The sequence below is a fragment of the Pseudomonas aylmerensis genome (assembly GCF_001702265.1).
Lineage (GTDB): Bacteria > Pseudomonadota > Gammaproteobacteria > Pseudomonadales > Pseudomonadaceae > Aquipseudomonas > Aquipseudomonas aylmerensis.
The window spans coordinates 1-13601 of sequence record NZ_MAUE01000045.1; the positions used below are offsets into that span (position 1 = coordinate 1).

18 protein-coding genes are annotated in these 13601 nt (G+C 62.3%); 6 read left to right on the plus strand and 12 right to left on the minus strand.

The window, feature by feature from the left end:
- Window positions 1-494: 494 nt before the first annotated feature.
- Entirely contained in the window at window positions 495-1598 is a 1104-nt protein-coding gene (locus tag BBG20_RS25765) for an NADH:flavin oxidoreductase (protein ID WP_065908476.1), read from the plus strand.
- A gap of 47 nt (window positions 1599-1645) precedes the next feature.
- Here the strand turns inward: BBG20_RS25765 and BBG20_RS25770 are convergent, their stop codons facing one another.
- The 3 genes from BBG20_RS25770 to cysZ form a co-directional block, all read right to left on the minus strand.
- A complete protein-coding gene (locus tag BBG20_RS25770) occupies window positions 1646-1879 on the minus strand; it encodes a hypothetical protein (RefSeq protein WP_065908477.1) in 234 nt (77 codons plus the stop codon).
- A 181-nt stretch (window positions 1880-2060) separates the two neighbouring features.
- Window positions 2061-3239: a glycosyltransferase family 4 protein gene (locus BBG20_RS25775; RefSeq protein WP_065908478.1), complete on the minus strand. Its 1179-nt coding sequence runs from the start codon at window positions 3237-3239 to the stop codon at window positions 2061-2063.
- 54 nt (window positions 3240-3293) lie between these two features.
- On the minus strand, window positions 3294-4058 hold the full coding sequence (gene cysZ / locus BBG20_RS25780; protein ID WP_065908480.1) for a sulfate transporter CysZ: 765 nt from the start codon (window positions 4056-4058) through the stop codon (window positions 3294-3296).
- 294 nt (window positions 4059-4352) lie between these two features.
- Between cysZ and trxB the strand changes: the two genes are divergently transcribed.
- Window positions 4353-5315 carry a thioredoxin-disulfide reductase gene (trxB, locus tag BBG20_RS25785; RefSeq protein WP_016976180.1) on the plus strand — a complete coding sequence of 321 codons (963 nt, stop codon included), beginning with the start codon at window positions 4353-4355 and terminating at the stop codon, window positions 5313-5315.
- Window positions 5316-5503: 188 nt separating this feature from the next.
- Here trxB and BBG20_RS25790 read toward each other — a convergent pair whose 3' ends face one another.
- From BBG20_RS25790 to BBG20_RS25815, 6 genes are all read right to left on the minus strand, one after another.
- A complete protein-coding gene (locus BBG20_RS25790) occupies window positions 5504-5842 on the minus strand; it encodes a HopJ type III effector protein (protein WP_065908482.1) in 339 nt (112 codons plus the stop codon).
- Window positions 5835-6131 carry a DUF1244 domain-containing protein gene (locus tag BBG20_RS25795; RefSeq protein WP_065908484.1) on the minus strand — a complete coding sequence of 99 codons (297 nt, stop codon included), beginning with the start codon at window positions 6129-6131 and terminating at the stop codon, window positions 5835-5837. The genes BBG20_RS25790 and BBG20_RS25795 overlap by 8 nt, the downstream gene beginning before the upstream one ends.
- 65 nt (window positions 6132-6196) lie before the next feature.
- A complete protein-coding gene (folX, locus tag BBG20_RS25800; protein ID WP_065908486.1) occupies window positions 6197-6601 on the minus strand; it encodes a dihydroneopterin triphosphate 2'-epimerase in 405 nt (134 codons plus the stop codon).
- 2 nt (window positions 6602-6603) lie between these two features.
- Entirely contained in the window at window positions 6604-7164 is a 561-nt protein-coding gene (gene folE / locus BBG20_RS25805) for a GTP cyclohydrolase I FolE (protein WP_065908489.1), read from the minus strand.
- 20 nt (window positions 7165-7184) lie between these two features.
- The gene (folM, locus tag BBG20_RS25810; protein WP_065908491.1) at window positions 7185-7895 is read right to left on the minus strand and encodes a dihydromonapterin reductase; all 711 of its coding nucleotides are present in this window, start codon (window positions 7893-7895) and stop codon (window positions 7185-7187) included.
- A 57-nt stretch (window positions 7896-7952) separates the two neighbouring features.
- Complete coding sequence (locus tag BBG20_RS25815; RefSeq protein ID WP_065908493.1) at window positions 7953-8513, minus strand: antibiotic biosynthesis monooxygenase; 561 nt, start codon at window positions 8511-8513, stop codon at window positions 7953-7955.
- 212 nt (window positions 8514-8725) lie between these two features.
- On the opposite strand from BBG20_RS25815, the gene BBG20_RS25820 reads away from it, so the two are divergent.
- Window positions 8726-9682 (plus strand): MerR family transcriptional regulator, encoded by a 957-nt coding sequence (locus tag BBG20_RS25820; protein ID WP_065908494.1) that lies wholly within the window; start codon window positions 8726-8728, stop codon window positions 9680-9682.
- A gap of 2 nt (window positions 9683-9684) precedes the next feature.
- Here the strand turns inward: BBG20_RS25820 and BBG20_RS25825 are convergent, their stop codons facing one another.
- Complete coding sequence (locus BBG20_RS25825) at window positions 9685-10290, minus strand: hypothetical protein (protein WP_065908496.1); 606 nt, start codon at window positions 10288-10290, stop codon at window positions 9685-9687.
- A gap of 57 nt (window positions 10291-10347) precedes the next feature.
- Window positions 10348-10815 (minus strand): PAS domain-containing protein, encoded by a 468-nt coding sequence (locus BBG20_RS25830; RefSeq protein WP_065908498.1) that lies wholly within the window; start codon window positions 10813-10815, stop codon window positions 10348-10350.
- Between the two features lie 128 nt (window positions 10816-10943).
- On the opposite strand from BBG20_RS25830, the gene BBG20_RS25835 reads away from it, so the two are divergent.
- A complete protein-coding gene (locus BBG20_RS25835) occupies window positions 10944-11399 on the plus strand; it encodes a flavodoxin (protein ID WP_065908500.1) in 456 nt (151 codons plus the stop codon).
- Here the strand turns inward: BBG20_RS25835 and BBG20_RS25840 are convergent.
- Entirely contained in the window at window positions 11380-12276 is an 897-nt protein-coding gene (locus tag BBG20_RS25840; protein WP_065908502.1) for a LysR substrate-binding domain-containing protein, read from the minus strand. The two genes, BBG20_RS25835 and BBG20_RS25840, sit on opposite strands and share 20 nt — an antisense overlap.
- 112 nt (window positions 12277-12388) lie before the next feature.
- Between BBG20_RS25840 and BBG20_RS25845 the strand changes: the two genes are divergently transcribed.
- Window positions 12389-12775: a CidA/LrgA family protein gene (locus BBG20_RS25845; RefSeq protein ID WP_065908504.1), complete on the plus strand. Its 387-nt coding sequence runs from the start codon at window positions 12389-12391 to the stop codon at window positions 12773-12775.
- Window positions 12765-13451 (plus strand): LrgB family protein, encoded by a 687-nt coding sequence (locus BBG20_RS25850; protein WP_065908506.1) that lies wholly within the window; start codon window positions 12765-12767, stop codon window positions 13449-13451. Before BBG20_RS25845 ends, BBG20_RS25850 begins: the two co-directional genes overlap by 11 nt.
- The last annotated feature ends 150 nt before the right edge of the window (window positions 13452-13601 follow it).

Here is a 13601-nt window from a genome sequence, read left to right on the forward strand (position 1 = left end):
TGATTGGGGCTGCTGCGCAGCCCAACGCGGGGCAAGCCCGCTCGCCACAAGGTGCCTGCGCAATAAGCGGGTTCATCCCAGCCCAACAGCTACTACGCTCCCCTGCTTTACCCCTTAATCACCCCCATCAATTTTGTGGTGAGCCGGCTTGTTGTGGCTAGCGGGCTTGATGGGCTGAGCAGGCTTGTTGTGGCTAGCATGCTTCATGTGGCGAGCGGGCTTGTCCCGCGTTGGGCTGCGAAGCAGCCCCAAAACCCTTCGCCTCGGAATCTCTGAAAAACTACGGTGACCTGATTGGGGCTGCTGCGCAGCCCAACGCGGGGCAAGCCCGCTCGCCACAAGGTGCCTGCGCAATAATCGGGCTCACCCCAGCCCAACAGCTACCACGCTCCCCTGCTTTTACCCCTTAATCACCCCCATCAATAGTGCTACCCAACGCGGTGCACTGCTCATATTATCCACATCATAAACCCCGTCTTTCGTGGAGTGCCCCCATGCCTGTCCAAGCCTTGTTCAAACCGTTCCAGCTCGGCGCACTGCAGTTGTCGACCCGCGTGGTCATGGCGCCGATGACCCGCTCGTTTTCCCCGGGTGGCGTGCCCAATTCCAAAGTGATCGAGTACTACCGTCGCCGTGCCGCGGCCGGCGTCGGCCTGATCATCACCGAGGGCACTGTGGTCGGCCACAAGGCTTCCAATGGCTATCCCAATGTCCCGCATTTCTATGGAGAAGCGGCACTCGCCGGCTGGAAGAAAGTGGTCGACGCCGTGCACGCCGAGGGCGGCAAGATCGTCCCGCAGCTGTGGCACGTGGGCAGCGTACGTCGCATCGGCACCGAGCCTGACGCCAGCGTGCCGGCGTACGGCCCGATGGAAAAACTCAAGGACGGCAACGCGGTCGTGCACGGCATGACCACCCAGGACATCCAGGATGTCATTGCCGCCTTCGCCCAGGCCGCCAAGGATGCCCAGGGCATCGGCATGGACGGCGTGGAAATCCACGGCGCCCACGGTTACCTGGTCGACCAGTTCTTCTGGGAAGGCAGCAACCAGCGCACCGACGAATACGGTGGCAGCCTGGCCAACCGTTCGCGCTTTGCCATCGAGCTGATCCAGGCCACTCGCGCCGCCGTGGGCCCGGACTTCCCGATCATCTTCCGTTTCTCGCAGTGGAAGCAGCAGGACTACACCGCGCGCCTGGTGCAAACCCCCGAAGCATTGGGGGCGTTCCTCAAGCCTTTGTCTGACGCCGGCGTGGATATTTTCCACTGCTCTACCCGCCGTTTCTGGGAGCCGGAGTTCGAAGGTTCCGACCTCAACCTGGCCGGCTGGACGCGCAAGCTGACCGGCAAGCCAACCATCACCGTCGGCAGCGTCGGCCTGGATGGCGAGTTCCTGCAGTTCATGGTCAATACCGACAAGGTCGCGCAACCGGCGAGCCTGGAAAAGCTGCTGGAACGCCTGAACAACGACGAGTTCGACCTGGTGGCCGTTGGCCGTGCGTTACTGGTCGATCCGGATTGGGCGCTGAAAGTGCGCGAAGGTCGTGAAGGCGACATCCTGCCGTTCAGTCGTGAGGCGCTAACGACGCTGGTGTAAGCCATCAGGGGCAAGGGTGACCGGCGGATAGACCCGCCGGTCGTGTTTCAACTCACGGCGTCTAAATCGTCCGGCCAATCTTTTGTAGCGTGCTGGAAGTTCTGATTTTGCTGCTGGCTGATGTCCTCATAATTGATGCCCTGAGAGCCTTGTCCTTGCGATCCGTACTCAATGCTGGACGATGCTGACTGTTGGGCTGGCTCGCCAGAGGGTGCAGCTTGATCGTTTTGAGGATAGTTCCAGGCTGCAGCCTGTGTATTGCCAATTGCGCCTACGCCCATTGGTATCTCCATGTGTTATTGATTTGATAGGGGGGCTCGAAACCATCTCTCGGTTCCAAGACCTCTTTATGTGGGATGCAGGTGGGATAGGGTTCCAGGCCCGCGTGGTCTTTTTGGACGGGAGGAGGCAGGCAAGGCGTTGTGGCGGGCTAGGACGATGTCACGGCGACCAGGTTCTGCGTCAGATCAGGCGTGAAGTCGCCGCTATCGACACGTCCTCGCCACAGGCGCTGCGCAGTTGTCCTTCAAACTGCTCGATAATCGCCGGCCAGCCCTGGCGGCTCGCATGTTGGCGCGCATTCAGTCGGGCCCTGCGCAAGGTCTCGCGTTCTTCCAGCAGCCAGATCGCGGCATCGCAAAATGCATCCTCATCCCCAGGCATCGCCAGCACGCCGTTGTAGCCATGGCGGATATGCTGGGTGGCGGCCGCCTGGTCGTAGGCGACCACGCCGAGCCCGGAGGCCATGGCTTCCAGCACCACGTTGCCGAAGGTTTCGGTCAGGCTGGGGAACAGGAACAGATCCCCTGAGGCGTAATGCCGGGCCAGCTCTTCGCCACGCTGCGTGCCGCAGAACACGGCGTCAGGGAGCTCCCGTTCGAGCAGCGCGCGTTGCGGACCGTCACCGACGATGACCAGCTTCAGGCGGCGCCACGGGTAGGTCGCCTGCACTGCATCAAAGCAGCGCTTGAGCAGGCCGAGGTTTTTCTCCTGGGCCAGGCGCCCGACGTGCAGCACTGCGATATCGTCGTTTTCCAGGCCCCAGCTTTCGCGCAGGGCACTGTCGCGCCTGGCCGGATGGAACAGCTGGCTGTCGACGCCGCGCGACAACATCCCCAGCCGCTCGAAATGCCGGCGCTCCAGTTCCAGGCGCTGGCTGGCGCTGGGGACCAGGGTCAGGGTCGAACGGTTGTGAAACCAGCGCAGGTAGTGAGTGACCATGCGGCTCAGCAGGCTCAAGCCGTACTGGTTCGAGTACTGCTGGAAATTGGTGTGAAAGCCGCTGACCACGCTGATCCCCAGGCGCCGCGCGGCACGCAATGCCGAGAGTCCCAGTGGGCCTTCGGTGGCGATGTACAGCACGTCCGGGCGCTGGCGCGTCCAGCGGCGCAGCAATTTGTGCATCGACGACTGGCCCCATTGCAGCCCTGGATACCCCGGCAACGGCCAGCCGCGGCACAGCAGCAGGCCATCGTCGCTGGGACGGCTCTGGTCCGCGCCCTGGCGCGGGCGCACCAGTTCGACCTGATGGCCGCGCGCGCGCAAACCGTCGCACAGGCGGCCAAGGGTATTGGCCACCCCGTTGATCTCTGGCGGGAAGGTTTCGGTGATCAGGGTGATGTGGAGCGAGGCTGTCGTCATGACCCACAGTGTCGCCGTGGGCCATGTCGTCATTGTGTCATCCAGATGATGGATTTATGACTTGGCGATCTGCTGCGCCGCCATTGCCTCGGCGCCTTGCTCACGCACCCAGAACAACGTGGCGCCGGCCACTGCTGCCGGCATCATCAGCAGGTTGACCACCGGCACCAGCAGCACCAGGTAGACGATGCCGCCGAAGCTCATGCTCTGCCAGCGTTTCTGGCGCAGCCAGGCGAGCATTTCGTTCCAGCCCAGCTTGTGGTTGTCGGCCGGGTAGTCGATGTACTGGATAGCCATCATCCACACGCCGAACAGCAGCCACAGCGGCGCCGCGATCAGGTTGACCACCGGAATGAACGACAGGATAAACAGGCCGATGGCCCGTGGCAGGAAATAGCCCAACTTGCGCATTTCCCGGGCCAGGGTACGTGGGACCATCGCCACCAGCTCGCCCCAACTGAACGGGGGGAAGTCATCGGTACCGCGCACCACCACCTCGACCTTCTCGGCCAGAAAGCCGTTGAACGGCGCGGCGATGATATTGGCGAGCATGGTGAAGGTGAAGAACACCATCAGCACCACCAGCACCACGAACAGCGGCCACAGGATGTAGCTGAGGAAGCTCAGCCAGCCGGGCAGCGTCGGCATCAGCGTGTCGACCCACAGGCTGAACTGATGGCCGGCAAAATAGATCAGGCCGACGAACAGCACCAGGTTGATCGCCAGGGGCAGCAGCACAAACAGGCGCAGGCCGGGGCTCAGGACCAGTTTGAGGCCTTCACGCAGGTATTGCGGGCCGGAAAGAGCGGGGGCGGGCATGGAGAACTCCGAGCAGGATGACGAACGCGCCGACCTTACCGGCTTTGCATCGACGGCGAAAGCGTGGCCGGTGTGACGACATCAACGGTAACAAAGGCGTCGATTAATCGATCTGACTGCATAGAGACCCGCTATGAGCTGGATTGTTATTGCGTATTTCCTTAATCTTGCCCCCCTCGATACGCTGCACCCATTATTTTTCAGGGCCTGCGAGTTCAAGCCTTCCCCAAGTGCTTCGTGGTCCCTTTTTTATTCCAGCCGCCTTGTTGTCCGGGCGGTCGACAGGAGTGAGTCATGTCTGATACCCGTCATTCGCGAGTGATTATTCTCGGTTCCGGCCCTGCCGGTTACAGCGCTGCCGTCTACGCTGCCCGCGCCAACCTCAAGCCGCTGCTGATCACCGGCATGCAGGCGGGCGGTCAGTTGACCACCACCACCGAAGTCGACAACTGGCCGGGCGATGTCCACGGCCTGACCGGCCCGGTGCTGATGGAGCGGATGAAAGAGCACGCCGAGCGTTTTGAGACCGAGATCGTCTTCGATCACATCAACCAGGTCGATTTCTCGAAAAAGCCTTACAGCCTGACCGGCGACAGCGGCGTGTACACCTGTGACGCGCTGATCATCGCCACTGGCGCGAGCGCCCGCTACCTGGGCCTGCCGTCGGAAGAAGCGTTCATGGGCAAGGGCGTTTCCGCCTGCGCGACCTGCGACGGTTTCTTCTACCGCAACAAGCCGGTCGCCGTGGTCGGTGGTGGCAACACCGCCGTCGAAGAGGCGCTGTACCTGGCCAACATCGCCAGCACCGTGACCCTGGTTCACCGTCGCGAGACCTTCCGCGCCGAGAAGATCCTGATCGACAAGCTGCACGCCCGTGTCGCTGAAGGCAAGATCATCCTCAAGCTCAACGCCACCCTGGACGAAGTCCTCGGCGACAACATGGGCGTGACCGGTGCCCGCCTGAAAAACAACGACGGCAGCTTCGACGAGCTGAAAGTCGACGGCGTGTTCATCGCCATCGGCCACACCCCGAACACCTCGCTGTTCGAAGGCGTGCTGGAGGCCAAGGACGGTTACCTGGTCGTGCAGGGCGGCCGTGAAGGCAACGCCACGGCGACCAACATCGAAGGCATCTTCGCCGCCGGTGACGTGGCTGACCACGTGTACCGCCAGGCCATCACCTCGGCTGGCGCCGGTTGCATGGCCGCCCTGGACGCCGAGCGTTACCTCGACGGCCTGCAGAACGCTTCGTTCTGAACCCGTTGAAATGAAAAAACCGGCTGCGAGGCCGGTTTTTTTATGCGCGGGATTTGACGATCCAGCGCTATCTCAACGTGGTAATCCAATCACTGTGGGAGCTGGCTTGCCTGCGATAGCGGTGTGTCAGTCACCGACGTCATCGCAGGCAAGCCCGCTCCCAGATTAAATCGGGTTGGCAAATTGAATCAGCGGCGCGTCAATGGCTGCTGAGTGAACTTCACACCGGCCAATCCATGCTCAATCAGTGCACGAATGTTGCCGTGGTCACTGCCCTCTGGCGTGGCCAGTACCGAGCGGTAATGCTCGCCAAACGCCAACAGCGCTTCCTGATCGCTCAAGCCTTCCAGCAGTGCCAGGCCCAGGGTCTTGCACGAGCCTTCGTTCTGGCCGGCGGCGTTTTCCACCGGGCCGTTGGTGAAGGTCTGCGGTTGGTAGTCGTAGCCAGCGGCCACAAATGCCAGGGTATCGGCGAAGACGTGTTCGCCACTGTTGAGGCTGGCGCGCAGGGTGTTCAGGTCAGTCATGGGTTTTTCCTTTGGCGAACGCCGCCTGTTGGTCGGCGCTGGCTTCTTTCTGGTATTGGGCTTTCCACTCGGCGTACGGCATGCCGTACACCACTTCACGCGCGTCATCGAGGCTCAGCTCGATGTGGCGCTCATCGGCCTCGGCCTTGTACCACTTGGACAAGCAGTTGCGGCAGAAACCGGAGAGGTTCATCAGGTCGATGTTCTGCACATCCTTGCGGCTGTCCAGGTGCGCCACCAGCCGGCGGAAGGCGGCGGCTTCGAGTTCGAGGCGTTGTTGGTCGTTCATGACGGTCTCTTCGAGACAGCTTCAAGCGGGTAAGCTTCAAGCTGCAAGTGGGAATGAGGTTGGCTTTAACGTGTGGCTTGAAGCTTATCGCTCGAGGCTGGGCGGCTCGCCGCGAGCGTTATCGAAACCGACTCGGCAAAACGCAGCGCATGCGGCTTGTCGACTTCGACTTCGGCGTACAACACCGATTCGTTGCTCATCACCAGGTCCAGCAGCTCCTGGGTCAGGCGCTCCAGCAGGGCAAAACGATTGCCTTCGACGTGGGCGATGATCGCCTTGGTGATGGTGCGGTAATTCAGGGCATGGTCGATGTCGTTGTCGCGCACGGCTTCCTGGGCGGCATACAGGATGGTGAGGTTGATCAGCACGTCCTGCTTGTTGAGGATTTCGTCCTCGTTGATACCGATGAAAGTGCGCAGGCACAGGTCCTTGACCCGGATGCGCGCCATGCCTGGTTGAAGTTGTGGCATTGCTACTTGCTCCGTCCAATCAGTTGCAGGAACTCCATGCGCGTGGTGTTCGACTCGCGGAACGCGCCGAGCATCACCGAGGTGTTCATGGTTGAATTCTGTTTTTCCACACCGCGCATCATCATGCACATGTGCTTGGCCTCGATGACCACGGCCACGCCGGCGGCCTGGGTCACGTCCTGGATGGCGTCGGCGATCTGCCGCGTGAGGTTTTCCTGGATCTGCAGGCGCCGGGCGAACATGTCGACGATGCGCGCCAGCTTCGACAGGCCGAGCACCTTGCCGGTCGGAATGTAGGCCACGTGGGCCTTGCCGATAAAGGGCAGCAAGTGATGCTCGCACAGCGAGTACAACTCGATGTCCTTGAGGATCACCATCTCGTCGTTGTCGGAGGCGAACAGGGCGCCGTTGACGATTTCTTGCAGGTTCTGCTCGTAGCCATGACACAGGTACTGCATGGCTTTGGCGGCACGCTTGGGAGTGTCGAGCAAGCCTTCGCGTTCCGGGTCTTCGCCCAGGCCCTTGAGGATCTCGCGGTAGTGGTGGGGCAGGGATAAGGTCATACAACATCCTCACAAACGGCTTACTTGATATGCCGCCCGCCGTTGACGGTCAGGGTGGTACCGGTGACATAAGGGTTGTCCAGCAGGTAACGCAGGCTCTGGTAAATCACTTCGGGCCCGGGCTCGATGCCCAGTGCCGACTTGGCCAGGACCTTGGCGCGGTAGGCCGCGTCGTCGTGCTCGTTGAACATCACCATCGCCGGGGCGATGCCGTTGACCTTGATCAGCGGCGCGAACTGCGCGGCAAACGACAGCGTAAGGCTGTCGAGCCCGGCCTTGGTGGCGCAATAGGCGATGTGCTGGCGGCTGCCCTTGCGCACCACATCGTCGCTGATGTGCACGATGTCGGCGGGCGAAGAGCGTTGCAGCAAAGGTGAACAATGCAGGTTGATCAGGTACGGCGCAAGCATGTGCACGCTGAACATGTCGGTAAAGGCGCGGCTTTCGTCGCCGGGTGTTTCCGCGACCCAGGCCGAGGCGTTATGCACGATCGCACGCAGGCGCTGGGTATGCGTGTTCAATTCATCGATGAACGCCAGGATCCCCGCTTCGCTGGAGAAGTCGGCAAACACGCCGATCGCACCGCGTTCGCGCAGGGCCTGCACGCCGGGACGTTCGCTGCGGTAGCTGAAAATCACCGCATGGCCTTCGTCCAGCAGGCGCTGGGCACAATGCAGGCCGACACGCTGGCCGGCGCCGGTGATCAGGATCGGGGCGGGGGTGGATGTCATGGGAGGCTCGAGTCGCTGGCAGAGTGAAACTATACCAGCGACCGGCCGCCCCTGTACTCACGCGGCGGCTTCAGTCGCCTTGCGCGGAGTGGGCGCAGGATGCAGCCAGTTGGCCAGCAGATGCGTGGACAACGGGATGAACCAGTAAACCATCAGTGGCGTCAGCGCCATAGTGCTCACCAGTACGCGCGGCGCCAGCTCCAGTTCGCTGAGCAACGGCCCGAGCACGAAGTTGAACAGCAGCGACACCGGGAAAAACGCCAGCCAGATCGCCACCGCCTGTTTCCAGCGCGGCGGTCGTGCGCCGACCGCACCGAACCAGCCATCGATACCGCTGACGCGATGTTCGGACGGGTCGGCAAACAGTTCGCTGCCACGGCTCAGCCAGGCACTGCGCGAGGCCGAAAACTCCCAGGCATGCAGGGTTTTCTCGTCGGCGAAGCGGAAAATAATCTGGAATTCGTCGTCATTGGGCGGCGGTGCGAGCACGCCGGAACCCAGGTAACCGGGGAAGTCGGTCGCCAATTGCTCGCCTTCGCGCAGCCAGGCCATCAATTCTTCATAGCGACCTTTGGCCACGCGGCGCGCAACCATCAGGGTGACGGGTGAGGTAGACATTGTGTATCTCCAAGTAATCAGGTGCGCTGGGCCGGGTAGGCGGCGCACAAACGTAGCGCCCGGGTAGGGCGGCTACGTAAAAACAGGCAAGGATTATTCCTGTTTCCGCGAAATACGCCAGATACTTTGGTCGGCTCGCGGCACAGCTTGAATCAGAGGCTTGAATCAGCGTTAAATGAGGTCCACATCGACACGGATGTTTTTCAACGCTGATGCCCGAAATTACTGCTCCTCACGCCGAAATGGCGCACGCCAGCGTCATCGATCCCGCTGATCTTTTTCCGATTCGCGAAGTCGCCCGGCTGACCGGCGTCAACCCGGTCACCCTGCGTGCCTGGGAACGTCGCTACGGTCTTATCCAGCCAACCCGCACTGAAAGCGGGCATCGGCTGTACTCAAGCACCGATATCGACACCGTGCACCGCATTCTCGACTGGATCGAGCGCGGCGTCGCCGTGAGCAAAGTAGGCAAGATCCTCGCCCGTGACACCCTGTGCAGCGAACACGCCACGCCTTCGCGCGTCGATACCGAACGCGAATGGAGCCAATGGCAGGTGCAGCTGCGCCTGGCCATCAGCGCCTTTGACGACCGCCAGCTCGACCGCCTGTACGGCCAGATTTTCGCAGCCTACCCGGTCGCGGTGGTGTTCCAGAGCATCATCATGCCGCTGTGGCAGCAATTGCTGCGGCATCAGGGGCACTTCGGCCAAGCCAGTGAGTGGCTGTTCTTCGACGCCTTCCTGCGCGCCCGTGTCGCGCAACGCCTGCATCTGGCCAGCGCCTCGGCAACGCCGCGGATCCTGCTGTCGGCGATTGTCGGTGAATGTCGGGAGCTGGAGCTGTTGGTGGCCGGGGCATTGATCGGCTCCGATGACCTGGCGGTAAAGGTGTTTGCCGTTGGCCAGCCGTTCGACGAGTTGACCCTGGTTTGCGAGAAGACCCGGCCGCAGGCGTTGGTGCTGTTTTCCAATCGCGCGCCCGGCGCCGATTTGCCGCTGCGGCTGCAGCGCCTGGCGCTGACCCTCGATTGCCCGCTGCTGCTTGCCGGTGACGCCTCGGACCTGGCCGAAGCCAGCCTGGCGGGCTCTTCCATCGGCTGCCTGGGCAATGAAGGGCGCTCGATGCAGCACCGCCTGCAGCAATTTCTGCGTGGCAGCCTGGACACCTGATCTCAGGCGTGGACTTCGGGGTGGATCAAGCGATGCTGGTGCAGGATGAACTGGCGCAGGCGCTCGGTTTCACTCACGTCGCTCTGATCCAGGCGGTAGGCAAACAGGCCACGCGCGGTTTCGCGCTCCAGCGTGCCGCGCAGTGCGATTCGCTCATAACCCGAAGGGCTGAACCACAGGGAAAAGGTTTTCGGCGGCTTGATCCGCCCGCGGATCTCCACCAGCACGCCTTTGAATGACACTTCATGCACCCACAAGGCGCTCAGGTTGCCCCTGATGTTCTCCAGCGCCACCGGAGTTTCCAGGGCCAGGCGCCAAGGCCGGATCATCGGCCCGTCCTCGAAAATCGTCGGCACGCCCAGGCGCAGATGCAGCGCATGAAACTCGTCTTCCACCAGGTGCAGGGGGAAGGTGAGTTGCTGGTTGTCGAACTGCGCTTGAATGGTCAGTTGATCATGGGCGGCCAGGCGCGTGAGCAAGTCGCGAATCTGCGCGCCGCCGTTGACGGTCAGGCTCGACGACGCGTCCCGCAGGTTGAGCTGCGGGTTGTGTTGCATCATCTGAATAAAGTCCAGCTCGTCCTGCGTCAGAAGTGTGTCGCGGTGCATGAGGCGTGCTCACGGGGAGGTATTAAAACGCCATTATCCTCTTAATGGCCGGTTTTTCTAAGTTTTGTTCGATCCGCTCGTCGCTTTGAGCGCCGCCAGCTCGGCCTTGACCTGGGCCAGCTCGGCTTCCAACTGGGAAACCCGCTGCTGCGCCTTGACCTGCACGGTGACGTCCTTTTGAACGCCGACAAAATAGGTCTGCTTGTCCGCCTGGTTGCGCACTGTGGACAACGACAGCTCGTTCCAGAAGTGGCTGCCATCCTTGCGGTAATTGCGCAGGGTTTCACGGCACGAACCGCCGCTCTCCAAGGCCTCGCGGATGGCCATCAGTGCCGGCTGGTCACGGTCGCCCGATTGCAGGAAGCGGCAATCCTGGTAGAGGATTTCATCGAGGGTGTAGCCGGTCATCCGTTCAAATGCCGGATTGACGTAGATCAGCGGCTTGTCCTTGCCTTCGCGTTCGGCGACGACGATGCCGTCGTTGGAAGCGTTGATCACCATTTGCATCAGGTGGGCGTTGATCATTGAGCGGTCCATGGCGTGTGGGGGTGCTGGCAGTTTATGACAGGCGCCGAATGTTGCACGGTGTGCACCGAAATATTTGCCACAGCTGCTAATATCCCACGCTTTCGCTCAACTACAGGATCAGATTGATGAAAGTCGCCATCCTTTCCGGCTCGGTGTACGGCACGGCTGAAGAAGTCGCCCGCCACGCCGCAGGCATCCTCAACGCGGCCGGTTTTGACGCCTGGCACAATCCACGCGCGAGCCTGGCGGACGTGCAGGCGTTTGCCCCCGAGGCGTTCCTGGCGGTGACCTCGACCACCGGCATGGGTGAGTTGCCGGACAACCTGCAACCGTTGTATTCGACCATTCGCGACCAATTGCCTGCTGCTTGGCGCGGGCTGCCCGGTGCGGTGATCGGCCTGGGCGACGCCAGCTACGGCGACACCTTCTGTGGCGGCGGTGAGCAAATGCGCGAGCTGTTCGCTGAGCTGGGCGTGCGCGAAGTGCTGCCGATGCTGCGCCTGGATGCCAGTGAAAGCGTGACCCCCGAAGCCGACGCCGAGCCGTGGCTGGCCGAGCTGGTCACAGCACTGCGCGCTTGACCGGAAACTCACGCAGCAGCGCCAGCCAGGCTTGTGCGGCTCTCGACAGATAGGCGCCGTCACGCCAGATAAAGGCAATATCCCAGCGCAGGAAGTCGGGCGCCTTCAGTGTCAGGCGCACGACGCCCGGTCGCACCAGCCCACGGGCGACCACGCTGGGCAACAGCACCACACCCTGGCCTGCCGCGACCAGCGCCGCAAGAAAGTCGGCCTGGCCGCTGCGCCCGATTTCCTTCGGGGTAAAGCCCAACTGGTGACATGCCTGCATCAGCCGGTCGTTGAGGACGAAGCTGCGTTGGTACATCAGGAACGGCGTGTCGGCCAATTCCTCCAGGCGTACCTGGGCGTTGTCCGCCAGCGGGTGATCAATCGGCAGCAGTGCATCCAGCGGCTCATCGCAGAAGGCTTGCCAGGCGAAAGCCGGGTCGCTGGGCTTCAAGCTGCCGCCGACTTCCAGTTCACCGCTGAGAATCGCCTGCTCGATATTGCGGCTGCCGCCTTCCAGCAACTGGATGGTGACGTTCGGGTAGCGCCGCCGATACTCGGCAAACAGCCCGGCAAACAACGTATCTCCCGCCAGCAGCGGCAGGCCCAGGCGCAACTCGCCGCGGGTGAGCTGGTGCATATCGTCCAGCTCGCTCAGCAGTTCGGTGTGCAGGCGCAGCATGGCCTCGGCGCGTTGCAGCACCACCTGGCCGGCGGCGGTCAGGCGCACCTGCGAGCCGATGCGGTCGAGCAGCGGCGTACCGAGGCTTTGCTCCAGCTGCGCCACTTGCTTGCTGACGGCGGACTGACTGATGTGCAGGGTTTTCCCGGCCTGGGTAAACCCGCCACGGTGGATCACTTCGACAAAGCTGCGCAGCTGTTTGAATTCCATGGGTGTGCATCCCGCTCGCTATTCCAGGGTGGAATAGCTGGCAGTCTAACAATTCGCTGTGGGGATGGAAGGCGGCTCTCTAAAATGGGCGTACTGCGAGGATCCAAAGCCCATGAAACGTTTCACCTTCAAACACCTTGGCCGTTTGTTGACCGAACTGGTTGTGTTGTTGGCTATCTACCTGCTCGGCACTCAACTGGCGGTGTGGCTGGCCTGGCCGATCCCCGGTGGCGTGGTGGGGCTCGGGCTGTTGCTGGCGACCTTCGCCAGTGGCCTGGTCAAGCCGGCAGCCCTGCAACTGGGCGCCGGGGTGTTGATGGCGGAAATGCTGCTGTTCTTCATTCCGGCGCTGATGAGCCTGCTCGATTACGGCGGCCTGCTGCGCAACGACGGCTGGCGCATCCTGCTGGTGATCGGCTTCAGCACGCTGGCGGTGATGCTGGTGACGGCCTTTACGGTGGAAGCCGTGTGCCGTTGGAGGCTGCGCCATGAAGCTTGAGCTGATGCCGGTGTTCTGGCTCGCGCTGACCCTGGGCGCGTATGTGTTCAGCCGCTGGATCTATCGGCGTACCGGTCGCTACCTGTTGTCGCCGCTGATCCTGGTCCCGGTGCTGTTGCTGGCGGTGGCCGTGCCCATGAAGACCGCCTACGCCGAATACGCCACCGACACCCACTGGCTGATGCTGGTGCTGGGCCCGGTGACCGTGGCGTTCGCCGTGCCGATCTGGCAACAGCGGCGCTTGCTGGCGCGGCACTGGTCGGCGTTGCTGCTGGGCATGGTGGCAGGCAGCGCGGCCTCCATCGGCACCTCGTTCGGGTTGGCCAAGGCGCTGGCGCTGGACAGCTCGGTGACGATGTCGCTGGTGCCGCGCTCGATCACGACGCCGTTCGCCATGCCGGTGTCGTCCGACCTGGGCGGCGTACCGGAGCTTACCGCCGTGTTTGTGATGTTCACCGGTGTCTTCGGCGCAATGCTCGGCGGCGTGCTGCTCAAGTGGCTGCCGCTGCGCACGCCGCTGGCGCGTGGTGCGTTGTTTGGCGTGGGCGCCCACGGCGCCGGCGTGAGCCGCGCCCATGAAGTGGGCGGTGAAGAAGGCTCGGTGGCGGGCCTGGTGATGGTGTTGACGGGCTTGCTCAACCTGTTCGCCGTGCCTTTGTTGGCGGCACTTCTCTGACGCGACACGGGCTACTTTCAACTATTCTGCGTAGTGACTCGCTCGGTCATCAAGCTGGCTGCGAAGGCAACTACGCCTGCCATGAGGTCTGACTAGACTGGCCCTTCACCCAAAAAAACAATAAGAAAGCGCGCCAAGGAGGTCATTGCC